At 39.2% G+C, this 13,725-nt stretch carries 6 protein-coding genes; 2 read left to right on the forward strand and 4 right to left on the reverse strand.

From position 1 onward, the window contains the following. Positions 1–10: 10 nt before the first annotated feature. Positions 11–349, forward strand: coding sequence for an ISC system 2Fe-2S type ferredoxin (gene fdx, locus GQR52_RS08565; protein ID WP_007377671.1), 339 nt, complete (start codon positions 11–13; stop codon positions 347–349). A 249-nt stretch (positions 350–598) separates the two neighbouring features. Next, a complete protein-coding gene (locus GQR52_RS08570; RefSeq protein WP_165728145.1) occupies positions 599–2,026 on the forward strand; it encodes an NAD-dependent succinate-semialdehyde dehydrogenase in 1,428 nt (475 codons plus the stop codon). Positions 2,027–2,315: 289 nt separating this feature from the next. Here the strand turns inward: GQR52_RS08570 and GQR52_RS08575 are convergent, their stop codons facing one another. The 4 genes from GQR52_RS08575 to GQR52_RS08590 form a co-directional block, all read right to left on the reverse strand. Further along, a complete protein-coding gene (locus GQR52_RS08575; RefSeq protein ID WP_007586383.1) occupies positions 2,316–3,977 on the reverse strand; it encodes an HD domain-containing phosphohydrolase in 1,662 nt (553 codons plus the stop codon). After that, entirely contained in the window at positions 3,949–6,060 is a 2,112-nt protein-coding gene (locus tag GQR52_RS20685; RefSeq protein ID WP_346774281.1) for an adenylate/guanylate cyclase domain-containing protein, read from the reverse strand. The genes GQR52_RS08575 and GQR52_RS20685 overlap by 29 nt, the downstream gene beginning before the upstream one ends. 128 nt (positions 6,061–6,188) lie before the next feature. Beyond that, positions 6,189–7,022, reverse strand: coding sequence for an MBL fold metallo-hydrolase (locus tag GQR52_RS08585; protein ID WP_165728146.1), 834 nt, complete (start codon positions 7,020–7,022; stop codon positions 6,189–6,191). Positions 7,023–7,031: 9 nt separating this feature from the next. Further along, complete coding sequence (locus GQR52_RS08590; RefSeq protein ID WP_165728147.1) at positions 7,032–13,724, reverse strand: Ig-like domain-containing protein; 6,693 nt, start codon at positions 13,722–13,724, stop codon at positions 7,032–7,034. Position 13,725 lies beyond the last annotated feature (1 nt).

Genomic DNA, 13,725 nt, shown 5'->3' on the forward strand with positions numbered 1-13,725 from the left:
AGAGATTAGAATGCCACAAATTGTTTTTCTTCCACATCCTGAATTATGTCCTGACGGCGCTGCAATTGAAGCACCAACAGGCCAAACGGTACTCGACGCTGCGCTTAAAAATGGTATTAGCATTGCGCATGCCTGCGAAAAGTCGTGTGCGTGTACCACGTGTCACTTAGTGATTCGTGAAGGATTTGATTCACTTGACGAAAGTGATGAGCTAGAAGATGACATGCTAGATAAAGCATGGGGTTTAGAGCCAGAGTCACGCCTTGGTTGCCAAGCAATTATAAGAGATGAAGACTTGGTGGTTGAAATACCTAAGTACAATCTCAATATCGTTAATGAAGAGCACTAGTTTTTAACGATGTATATATTAAAAGCCGCTGTTTGATACAGCGGCTTTTTTGTTTCAAAAAACCATTCATAAACATGTAGCAGCGACTTTATGTCGCGTTTTTTAAATCTCAAACGTTTTAAGTTAAATCTTATTAATCTCAGACCTGAGCATTAAAAATGAGCACGTATTTTCAGATTATATAAACGCGGGATAAACCCGCTGCTACGGGTTGAACCTAACCCCTAAAATCTATTTCGGAGGTGTATTTTGAGTAATCTTATTTTTTCTGACTCATTTATTAACGGCGAATTTTATAAAACGGATACGCGCTTTAGCGTTAACGATCCCGCGACCGAAAAAAGTATTGTAGATGTAAGTGACATAGACGAGCAAGGCGTAAATAGCGCCATAAATGCCGCACAGGGTGCTTTTGTTAAGTTAAAAACGACGAATGCCACTGAGCGAAGCGAAACCTTGATGCGCTGGTATGAGCTAGTAATAAAGCACAAGCAAACACTTGCAGAGCTGATGACTAAAGAGCAAGGCAAGCCACTTAAAGAATCCCTTGGCGAAATTGATTACGGTGCAGGTTTTATCAAATGGTTTGCTGAGGAAGCCAAGCGTAGTTACGGTGACGTGATTCCGCCAACTGATAACTCACATCGTTTAACTAGCTTTAAGCAACCTGTCGGTGTTGTAGCTGGTATAACACCTTGGAACTTCCCCGTTGCTATGGTTACTCGAAAAGTAGCTCCAGCTTACGCAGCGGGCTGTAGCTTTATACTAAAACCTTCTGAACATACACCACTTTGTGCTATTGCACTTGCCTACCTGGCCGATCAAGCTGGTTTTGTTAAAGGTGCATTTAATGTACTGGTTTCGCAAGATGCCAAAACAGTAGGTAAAATGCTGACTGACTCAGAAGTCGTGCGTAAGTTTACATTTACCGGCTCTACCGGTGTAGGTAAGCAGTTACTTTCGCAATGTGCAGACACAATTAAACGCACCTCAATGGAACTTGGTGGTAATGCGCCTTTTATCATTTTTGATAATGCAGACTTAGATGAAGCTATTGAAGGGCTAATGGCGGCTAAATTTAGAAACAGCGGGCAGGCATGTGTTGCTGCAAACCGTATTTTTATTCAGCGTAATGTTCTCGATGAAGTACTATCAAAAATTACGCCCAAAGTTACAGCATTAAAAGTGGCGAATGGCTTTGAGGACGATGTTGATATTGGCCCACTCATTTATCCTAAAGCTAAAGAGAAAGTACAACAGTTAGTAAAAGACGCACTTGATAAAGGCGCTACGTTGATTGGCGATAATAGTGACCTAGGTGGTAGTTTTCAAAATCCGTTAATTGTAAATAACGTAACCACTGAAATGGATATTTACCACGAAGAGGTATTTGGTCCCGTATTAACGGTTATTCCTTTTGATGAAGAAAGTGAAGTGCTTGCGCTTGCTAACGACGTACCATTTGGTCTAGCAGCTTATTTTTACAGCCAAAATATTAAGCAAATTTACCGAATTAGTGAAGGGCTTGAATTTGGTATGGTAGGTGTAAACGAAGGTGTTATATCGAACCCAGTAGCGCCTTTCGGTGGCGTTAAACAATCCGGTTTGGGCCGAGAAGGTGGGCATCAAGGGCTGGATGAGTACCTAGAAGAAAAATACGTGTGTATTAAAATATAACGGCAGTTAAGTATACGAGCGCGAATTTACTTCGCGCTTTTTTATGACGTTAATATGGCAGATATATGAACTTTACCTTTTACTGTTGCTACCCAAAGCGCTAAATGCTACCTTTGGGAACATATTTTTTGTTAATAAAACAACATAAAAAAACAAATAAAAAGTAAAAGGATTTCTATAAGTAGAAATAACCCCGTGTGTAAATGCCACCGTAAGGTGGCATTTTTTTGTTTGGATAGGTATAGGCTGTAATAAGCGTATTTTGAATAAAGGCATGGCTTTATAGGTGCTAACTTATAGGTGTGTAACCGGGTAAGTTATCAAAATCTACCTCATCTAGCTGCTCTGGGTTAGCATATTCATTGATATAATTTTTATAGACTTGCGACTCAATAAAAATAGCAAAAATGTCAGCATCAAGATGGTTTTTAGCAACCATTGACCCTAAAATAAATAAACACTCACTGACCGGTTTTGCTTTTTTGTAGGGCCTGTCTACTGCAGATAGCGCTTCAAAAATATCCGTAATAGCCATTAACCTTGCAGGCACCGACATTTGCTCTTTGGTTAAACCTCTTGGGTAACCAGTACCGTCAAGTTTTTCATGATGACCTAAAGCATATTCAGTCACATTGCTTAAGTGTTTAGGGAACGGCAGGGCATCTAAAATATTTTTAGTTACATCCATATGACGTTTCATTACTTCACGTTCGGCTTCGGTTAACGTGCCTCTTCGTATTGTTAAGTTTTCAACTTCATCAGCTGAGAGCAATGGTGTATTAATATCATTTATAACGAGTTGGTATTTGTTTGCAATGCGTTCAATGTGCTCAAGTTCTGCATCACCTAAAAACTCGCCCCCTACATTCACACGCTGTAATAATGCACGGTCTAATGCCAACTGTTTAAGCTCGGTATCAAGTAGGCGTTCAAATTGTTGAACCTCGATAGGTTTTTGCAGCTTCATCGCACAGATGATTTTTTGCTGATACGCTATTTTTAAATCTCGGCTAATTATTTCAAATTTAGCATCTACATATTTTATTCGATCAAAAATAGTTTCTAGTTTTGTCGACTTTTCCATAATGTGATCGGGAGTCGCGATTTTCCCACAGTCATGTAACCAGCCTGCTATATCAAGTTCATGCCGGTCGGCCTCACTCATCGAAAATGAAGCCAAAGGGCCTTTATTTATATCATGTACGGCATCAGCTAGCATTAACGTGAGTGCTGGCACTCGTTTACAATGGCCACCGGTATGAGGAGACTTTTCATCTATTGCCATCGCAATTGTTTCAGCAAAGGTTGAAAAAAGATCTTCCATTCCCTTAATTAGTGTTGAGTTAGTTAGTGAAATAGCGCCTAAAGAGGCAAAAGATCGAATTAGAGTGACAAGCTCTTCACTAAAAGGAATGTTTTTATTTTGCGCATCTTTTACATTTATAAGCTGGATTACACCAATAATGTCATCTTCATGATCTTTTAAAGGAATTGTTAGCATGGACTCAGAACGATAACCCGTGCGTGCGTCCATTTTGCGAGCTGCGCTCATATCAAAGGGCAGGGCATCATACACGTCAGGAATGTTAATCACTTCGCCAGAATTTGCAGAGTGGGCAACAATAGCTGTTTCGTTTGGTTTGCCATCAATAAAAAGATCTATATTAGGAAAATCTACAGGGCTCCCTAAAGTGCCACCTAAATAAAGATTTAATGACTTATTTATTACCGTTTCAAACTTGAGTTGTTTGTTTGGGGTAATAGAGTAAATGCTGCCAGCATCAGAATTTGCTATCGACATCACAACTTGCAGTATTTCATCAAGTAACTTAGACGAGTTTTTTTCTGTTGTTAGCCTAATACTAATATCGATAAAATGCTGAAGGTTTGTTTTGTCTTTAATGTGCTGTCGCATATGTTTACTACTTTTTAGTATGTTTGAAGGCACCATTCCAATCCTTAGCTAGTGTTTGCAAATCAGTGCCCTTAATACGTTCGATAAAAATGGTATAAACGTCAGAGCTAAATACGGTCGTGCTGTGTAGTTCTTTAAATAAGCTAAGCGCTTGTGGCCAGTTTTTATTATAAAAAAGCGTCATGGCCTGCTGTGATTTTTTAACTTCATTTAACTGTTCTTCATCGAGCTTATCTGTAAAATTTATAGGCTCAAACAACTGTATAGCCGTTGTTTTTCCGACAACTTGTACTTTATCTATTAAACGAAATGAAATATGAGGGCATTCGTTCATCGTTTCTTCTGTAACAAGAATAGCTACGCCATAAAATTTGGTCAAGCTTTCTACTCTAGCACCTAAATTAACAGTATCACCAAGAACTGTATAGGCTTTACGGTAAACCGAACCCATATCACCTACATTCATATCGCCAGTACTTAAACCGATACCAATTTTTATTGCAGGCTGATTGTTTTCTGCAAATAACTGATTTACTTGCGTTAACCCGTTAATCATACCCATAGCGGCTTCAACACCATGGCGAGCGTGGTTTTCATCTATTAGTGGAGCATTCCAAAATGCCATCACCATATCGCCTACGTACTTATCAATAGTTCCGTTATGATCAAATATGATTTTGGTAATAGCCGTAAGATATTCGTTTAAGTATTCACTTAACTGATGGGGCGACATACTTTCTGATACTGAAGTGAAACTACGAATGTCGGCAAACAACACCGTCATATTTTTTCGCTCACTTTTTTGAGATAAACTTTTACCCTGTAATATCATCTGATTTATACGCTCAGGAGGCATATATTGGTCAAACATAGATTTTATTTTTCGGCTATGTTTCATTTCAGCGATAGAACCAACAATGATGTAATAACCCGCTAATATAATGATGAGTAAAAGAGGCATTAATAAAGGTAAACTAATTTTTTGCACTGACCATAAATAAACGTTTAAAAATATAACGACACTTGTGACTGTAAGAGACAAAACAATAATAAAACGTGCGCTCTTACCGTGGCTAAAAAACGACAGTACGCTACCCGTTAATGTAATGATGAGTAAGCTTGCTCCCAGTGACCAATTAGGTTTAGATGGCAGTAGCTCTGGGTGCATTAATCCTTCAAATATATTGGCATGAACCTCCACACCAGGGTATTGCAAACCAACAGGTGTTGATCTTAAATCAGCGAGTCCAATTGCCGATGTGCCAATAAAGGCTACTGTGCCTTCTAATTCCTCTAAACCAATTTTTTTGGTCAAAATATCGGTAGCCGAATAATAAGGGAAGCTATGCGCACGCCCTTTGTAAGGAATTAATATTTGCCCATATTCATCAGTTTGAATCCACTTATCTTGAAACTTTATACCTTCGAATAATGTTATACCATCTAATATATTGGAACGGGTTTCTATGTTTTCAGCAAGAGTATAAAGTCGAGCAACTTCAAGTGCTAAAGAAGGGTAGAGCTTATTGCCAACTCGATTTATAAGAGCTGCTTTACGTATAAAACCATCTTCATCGCTATGTGCATTGATAAAACCGGTACCCGTTGTAGCATTTTGTAACTGAGGGATATTTACAATAGCACCAGGAAACTGGTTTATCTGTGAATTAGTATGATCCGCATTTGCCCACACAACACTGCTTTTAGCTGGCAGGTTTTGATTAGTGAGTTGTTCATCAATTAATAAAAAACCAAGAACAGTATCATTTTTAGATAATGCGCTTGCTAGTTTTGTGTCTGCATCGACTTGTTTAGTAATTTCAGCAAAGGGGATGGTGTACTTTTTTGATAAATCAGGAATTTCAGACATAATTTTTGTAACAGGGTTTTCTTCCTGTTCAGAAAAAAATATATCGAATGCAATAACAATAACACCTGCATCAGTAAGCTTTGTAACAAGGTCGGCTACTTTTGAGCGACTCCAAGGAAAGCGTCCTTGTTCTTGCATGCTCTTTTCATCGATATCAATTATTACAACGGTTTCATCAATACGCCTAGGCGTCTCTGAAAGTGTTAGTAACAACCGAGAGTCGTATATTATACCTTCTACGCGGTTCACTAACTTTGCAAGCGACCCAGTTGAAAATAGCTCTATTGATGCAATTAATAATGTAATAACAGCGCCAATGAAAAAGTGCTTTGAAGTAATTGGTTTTAAGGAGCTAATGAGTAACGCTCCTTGATAGACTAAAAATCAAAAACTCGTCCTTCTCGGCCGCACTCTATTTTTACCTGTTGAGCGTACTGCGTGTGTAAATATTTTTCTATAGCCAATAACTGTTCATCGGTTCTTGATGGATCGTGGCTAATAATAACCACATTTTTAATACTCGCTTTTATAGCAAGCTCAGCCACCTGATCTATGGTGCTATGCCCCCAACCATGTTTAAGAGGCAAGTCTGCATCTATAAATTGAGCATCATGAATTAGTAAATCAGCGCCTTCAATAAAGTTGACCCATTCGCTAATACTTGTGTTTGCTTTTTCTGGCGGATTTAGCTCATTATCGGTAACGTAAGCCACCTTTTTTTCATCTGCTTTAATACAATAAGCAGTACCACCACCAGGGTGATTTAGTGGAGCAGTCGAAACCAAAAAACCATTAAGTGTAAATTGCTTTTGAGACGATAAATCAGTATTAAGCGTAATGCTGGCAGGTAAATCTTGATAACACACCGGAAAGTACGAACCACTCATTTGCTTTAATATGGCATCTTGGCTTTTTTTATCATCAACGTTACCCACAGTAATAGTTATATCGCGGTTAGGTTGGTAAATAGGTTTAAAAAAAGGAAACCCTTGAATATGATCCCAATGATTATGTGTTAGCAAAATATTGATAGGACTTTGTGTTTCTAGTAAACGTGTACCGAGCTCTACAATACCGGTACCAGAGTCTAAAATAAGATCTTTACCGTTACTTTGTTCGATGTACACACATGAGGTATTTCCCCCAAAAATGTATGTATTACTTCCTGCTGAAGCCATTGAGCCTCTAACACCAAAAAATTCAACTTTCATAATTTAAGGCTAAGCTCCATCTTCTACAAAATTGAATTTAGAAATACTAACATTGTTAGAGTTAGTGTCATTACAGGTGCTGCTTACAACAACTTGGGTATCATTTTGTAAGATGATTGAAGTAAATATATGTGTACTGATACATTGGCTTGCTTCGTAAAATCCGGCACCACTGGGTCCAAACGTATTGTCTAAAGTACCGTCAGTTAAGATACGCGCTAACATTCCTTTATTGTTAGCCTTGCCGGCTAAAATAAGTCGGTTGCTACTATCGATCGCTGCACCACTTAGCTCAGTGTTACCGCTTGACGCCAAAGTATATTCACCGACACCATTTACGGCAAAGCTAGTATCAAGCGCACCCGTAACGAGCAACCTAATAACATTGGCTTTATTTGGCGAATCAATAAGGTTTGCTATTAAATATAGCTTACCCGTTGTGTCAGTCAAAATCTGCGCTATTTTATTGTCGGTATCTGTGGTTCGTTCACCTACATATTTAAAGACTTCAGTACCGTTTGAGCTTAACTTCAATGCGATTAGCTTTGAAGTGCCACTTAATAGTGCCTTACCACCAATGAAAATATCTGCATTGTCGGTATGTACACGGTTATAGTACTCAAAAGCTGAGCCTATGATACTTCCGCCAGTGCCAAAGTTAGGCTCAAGGGTACCTTCTGGCGTCAACATTATAACGATTGTGCTAGGAGTGCCACTTATTACGATTGACCCAACGGTAATAATGTTACCGCTATTATCAAGTGCAATACCTATCAGGTTTACCAATTCTGCGCCACTGACAGAGGTTGTGTATACACCGTCTGTTGCAAATGAAGTGTCTAAATTACCAGACTGATCAACTTTAGCTACAAAGCCCGCTTCACCATTTTCACTATTTTTAGAGCCTGTAATAACTAAATTGCCGTCGCTTTGCTCGGTTAAAGCGACGCGCGACTTACTCAAATCTATGGCAATTTCTTTATGGCCACTTTCGCTAAAGCTAGTATCGATATCACCCGCACTCGTAAAGCGTGTTAGTACTAACTTAGTAATTGAGTCCGATTTAGCCGTTGATGCAAGAATATACTTACCGGCATGAGGGTCATTGCTAAGTTGTAAAACGTGCATTGATTCGTCGTTTGTCGCATCTACTAAATTATTAAGGGTAAAGTAACCATTCGTTTCAAAGTTACTAAATAATGTGGCTTGACTGTCTATTGCTGCAATAAACGGTTTTGTATTTGAATTATCATTAACACCAGCTACCCAAAGAGTGTCATTAGAGTCGATAGCTAAAGTGTTGGCAAATTGCTTACCACTTATACCATCAATTATATTAATGCCGGAGGTGCCATAGGCACTATCTAAAGTACCTTCATTATTAATCCGTGCTGAAAATAATTTTTCTGAGGCTGATACGCCAGTCGTCCCCGACAAACTAATGCCATTGTTACTAGGCTCGTGTTTAATACCTGTAATTTTAGCGCCGCCATTACCATTTCCACCATTACCATCAATATCATAAATTGCTATACCAGCATCACCAAAACTCGTTATAAGAGTACCCGTTTTATCAATAGCCAAAACCACGGCTTCTTTTTCACCACTGTTACGAGTTATGTAACCACCTGCAAAAGCAGTAAATTCAGAATCAACAACTCCGCCTACAGCAAAAAGTTCGTCGTCTTTATCATTATCAGATATATCAATTGTTAGTGCTGCGCCACCATTGAAGTTATTGTCATTATCGCCATCAGATTTTAAATAACGAAGTAGAGAGTCTTTTGTTCCCTCTGCATTGGTAACACTCCCAACCACTAAGTAATCGGAATCATCAAAGTTCTTAATTGCAAAGCCTTCATCATCTCGATTAGCGCCGCTAACATCGACAATAGCTGGAGTAGAGTTCTCAAAATCTAGATCTGATTTTTTATAATGTATCCATAAACTATCGTTTTGAGTGCCATCAAAGCGTTTACCTACAGCCAGTATCTTATCGTCATCAATTTCAAGGTCATTAATAACAAGAGTACTCGCTTGTGAAGTACAGCGAACTCCTGAATCATTCTCACCAGAGTCAGTACTTACAACGCCAGCAGTATTCATTTCCAATAAGCAGGCTTCAGTATTTGTGCCGTCAAAACTAGAATAAGCAATAAAGAGATCTGTACCGTCAGAAATAATAGCTGTGGCTTCTTCATCATCATCTAAATCTAATATTTTTATTCCATTACTATTAAAAGCATTATTTGTTATGCCAGCGTTGGTGTAAGACACAACAATAATATCTTTATCGTCGCCATCAACAAAACCAACAAAATAAAGGTTGCCATTAAGCTCAATACTGTCTTTAAACTCACCTCCAGAAAAAATGTTTGAAAGATCAAGCTCACCTGTAATCGGGCGGCCAAATGTCACATCTTCAGTTGGAATAAGAAGCTCAATTTCATCAGTAATATTAACGGTTATGTTAACGTTTGAACTTTCATTAGGTGTGCCATCATCAGTTATAGTGACATTTAAGATATATTGATTAGTTGTTTCAAAATCAAATGGGCTTTCACCTGCGGTTGATAAAACACCAGAGCTACTATTAATTTTAAATAAAGCAGTGTTACCGCCAGTTAAACTATAAGTTAAAGTCTGGTTCTCAATATCTGACGCGCTAACAGTCCCTATGATGTCGCCATCGGTAGCATTTTCATTAATACTAAAACTTTGAACCGATGCTACAGGTGCATCGTTAACACCAGTTACGGTAATGGCCACTGTGGCTGTATTGGTTCCGCCATTATTATCACTAATCGTATAAGTTATCGTGGCAAGTCCATTGGTATTGGCTTCAGGCGTATATTGAATTTGATTGCCAACTACTGAGACCGAGCCAATATCAGCTGAGGCTGAAGAGATTACCAAGCTGTCTCCATCAGAGTCAGTATCATTTGCTAATACGTTTATCAGTATTGGTGCTGCATCTTCAGCCATGGTCGCGGTATCGTTATTGGCAACAGGCGCATCATTCACGGCAGTTATCGTAATAGCTAGCGTGGCAGTATTCGTTCCACCATTATTATCACTAACAGTATAGGTAACTGTTGCTAAGCCGTTGCTATCGGCTGCTGGTGTGTATTGAATTTGATTGCCAACTACTGAGACTGAGCCAATATCAGCTGATGCTGCACTGATCGCCAGGCTGTCGCCATCTACATCTGAGTCATTTTCTAATACGTTTATCAGTATTGGCGCTGCATTTTCAGCCATAGTAGCGGTATCGTTATTGGCAACAGGTACATCATTCACGGCAGTTATCGTAATAGCGACCGTGGCAGTATTTGTTCCACCATTATTATCACTAACGGTATAAGTAACTGTTGCTAAGCCATTGCTATCAGCTGCCGGTGTGTATTGAATTTGATTACCAACTACTGAGGCTGAGCCAATATCAGCTGAGACTGCACTGATCACCAGGCTGTCGCCGTCTTCATCTGAGTCATTGGCTAATACGTTTATCAGTATTGGCGCTGCATCTTCAGCCATAGTAGCAGTATCGTTATTGGCAACAGGTGTATCGTTCACTGCAGTTATAGTAATAGTGACCGTGGTATTACCTGTTCCGCCATTATTATCACTAACGGTATAAGTAACTGTTGCTAAGCCATTGCTGTCGGCCTCCGGTGTATATTGAATTTGATTGCCAACTACTGAGACCGAGCCAATATCAGCTGAGGTTGCACTAATTGTGAGGCTGTCGCCATCTACATCTGAGTCATTGGCTAATACGTTTATTAGTATTGGCGCTGCATCTTCAGCCATGGTAGCTGAATCGGCGTTTGCTATTGGAGCATCGTTTACGGAGGTAATAGTGATAGTTAACGTTGTTGTACTGGCACCACCGCTGCTATCGCTTACAGTATAAGTAACTGTTGCTACGCCGTTGTCGTTGGCTGCCGGTGTATATTGAATTTGATTGCCAACCACTGCGACTGAACCAGTATTTGCCGAGGCAGCACTGATAGTGAGGCTATCACCATCCACGTCAGAGTCATTTGCCAATACGTTTATTAGTATTGGCGCTGCATCTTCATCTACTGTCGCTGAGTCTGCGTTTGCAATAGGAGTATCGTTTACGGGAGCAATAATTATTGATAAGTTTGTAGTTGCAGTACCGCCGTTCCCATCACTTATTGTGTAGTTAATAATTGCTGTTCCATTTGTATTAGCAGCAGGCGTGTATTGGATTTTATTATCAACAACAGATGCAGAACCTATATCTGCAGTAGCAGCTGTTATTGTAAGAGTATCGCCATCAATGTCGGAGTCGTTAGCTAGTACGTTAACTAATAACGCAGGAGCATCTTCGTTCATCGTTGCTGAATCAGTAGTTGCAGTAGGGGCATCATTAACGGGTGTCACGGTAATCGTCACACTTGCTGTTCTGTCGTTTATACCTTCATTACCAGTACTATAGCCATCCGTAATGGTGTAAGTTAGTACTATCTCACCTGAAAAGTTTGCTGGTGGAGTAAACTGTATTTTTCCGGCGACAATAGTCGCTTCTCCAGCAATATCTTCTATGTTCGAAATACTAATCGTATCGCCATCTGCATCAGTGTCGTTAGCTAGCACGTCTAATAAAGATGCAGAGCTGTCTTCGTCTAACGTAAATTGATCGTTATTGGCTTCTGGAAAAGTATTAACGCCGCTTTCACTTAATGTTACTTGAGCTGTTGCAGTTAAGCCTTGCTCATTTGAAATTGAATAAGTAAAGCTATCTACACCAATAAAACCTAAGTCTGGCTGGTAGGTAAATGAGCCATCAACTTTTAATGTAAGCTCGCCATTTTGAGTTGCATTGATTGCCGTGGTGTTAACTGATAAATCGCCAGCCTCAATATTAAAATCGTTAATTAATAAGCCATTTTGTACTGTTACTTCAAATAGTTTATTTTTGCTAAATTGATAGGCATCATTTTGTGCGACAGGGCTATCGGGTTCGCTGTTTATTACTAAAGTTACTGTGGCTGTAGAGGTTGCACCTAATGAGTCTATAGCTTGATATCGAAATTGATCAACACCATTAAAATTAGCATCCGGCACATAACTAAAGCTGCCATCAATTGCTAATAATAGTTGGCCATGTGTTGGTGCCACAATAAATGTTTCATCAACTGAAAAACTGTCATTATTTGGGTCAGTATCGTTACTAAGCACACCATTGGCTGCTGTAACCACAAGTGTTTCATCTTCGCTTAAACTATAGCTATCATTTTTTGTTACAGGGGCTACGTTAGTGTTTGAGCTTACAATAGTTACATTTGCAATAGCCTGAGCACCTTGTGCATCAACAACTCTATACTGAAAGCTGTCTTGGCCTTGCATGTTCTGCTCGCCTTGGTATTCAAAGCTACCATTATCAAAAAGGGTTAATTGTCCTCTTGTCGGTTCGCTAACAGGCGTTGTATCAACAGTTAAGTTATCTAAATCAATATCGCTATCGTTAATAAGTAAGCCAGGCGATAGGACAACTAAGGTTCCATTGTTTGTAATGTTATAAGTATTATCAAGCGCAATAGGGGCGTCGTTAACAGCTAAAATGGTTATCTCTACAACTGCGGTATCTGTCATACCTAGCTCGTTAGCAACTTGATAGCTAAAGGCATCTTCACCATTAAAGTTTGCAATAGGGATATAAGTAAAATCCCCATTTTCATTTATATCAATGGTGCCATGCTGCGGTAGAATTAATGCATCTGCATTTACACGCAAATCGCCACTGTATTGATTCGTATCATTTGTTAGAACGTTGCCTTGCAGAGTTTGATCTTCATTTATCTGAAACTGATCGGCATTAGCTTCTGGTGCAAATGCAAGCTCTCCACCCACTGGTGCTATGTTTATTATATTAGCAAAGCCACTTTCACCACTGCCATCAATACCGGTAATAAGTACTTGATAACTTTTATCTGTAAGTGACTCGGTAATGCTTAATGCAGTATCTTGAATACTTAAAAATTGTTGCCCGTTTTCTAATTCATTAATATTAGTAGATGAAACTCCAGCTTGAGTTGCAATATAAACGTTATAACGATTAAGTTCGGGGTTAGCTTGCCACGAAAGATTTATATTATCTTCGTCTCGCTGAGCTGTAACACCTTCAATTTGATATGGTTGCCAGTTAAAAGTAATTGCATCAGCAAGGACTTGATTATTTAAAGTGTCAGTTATCCATATTTCTAGGCGTATCTCTCCTGGAGTTACACCATAAAGTGCAGGGCTGAGGCCTATAATTGATTTTTCGTAGTCAAAACCACAATCAGAAGAACACAGTGATATGCTTTTATTAACACTAGGGAGCACTAAATTAACTTCAGCAATGCCATCAGTATCCGAAGCTTCAAGTAAAAAAGAAACGTTGCCTTGCACAGTTTCGTTTGTTTGTGAAAAAACAATATTAGCGCGTGTATTAGCTATGCTTGATCCAACTACTCCTCTACTTGAAGTGACAGCACCTAAAACTTTTGTATTCTTGGTTTGATTGCTCGCTATAACACCAGCCAAATTTATATAGCTAGTCACCGTTGGCGGTACTACTTCAGCCGTAGGTGATTGTATTGTCTCTTGAGCAGGGCTTTCTTCTGAGCCTCCACAGGCACTTAACAAAAACACCATAGAACCAAGCAAAAATATATTTTTTGCTGTCATT

The organism is Pseudoalteromonas sp. 31A1 (genome assembly GCF_011378815.1).
GTDB lineage: Bacteria > Pseudomonadota > Gammaproteobacteria > Enterobacterales > Alteromonadaceae > Pseudoalteromonas > Pseudoalteromonas arctica.

Bases quoted from the DNA above. Each gene is read 5' to 3' on its own strand.
- fdx (WP_007377671.1), top strand. From the start codon at position 11: ATGCCACAAATTGTTTTTCTTCCACATCCTGAATTATGTCCTGACGGC.
- GQR52_RS08575 (WP_007586383.1), bottom strand. From the start codon at position 3,977: ATGGTGCCTTCAAACATACTAAAAAGTAGTAAACATATGCGACAGCAC.
- GQR52_RS08585 (WP_165728146.1), bottom strand. From the start codon at position 7,022: ATGAAAGTTGAATTTTTTGGTGTTAGAGGCTCAATGGCTTCAGCAGGA.
- GQR52_RS08590 (WP_165728147.1), bottom strand. From the start codon at position 13,724: ATGACAGCAAAAAATATATTTTTGCTTGGTTCTATGGTGTTTTTGTTA.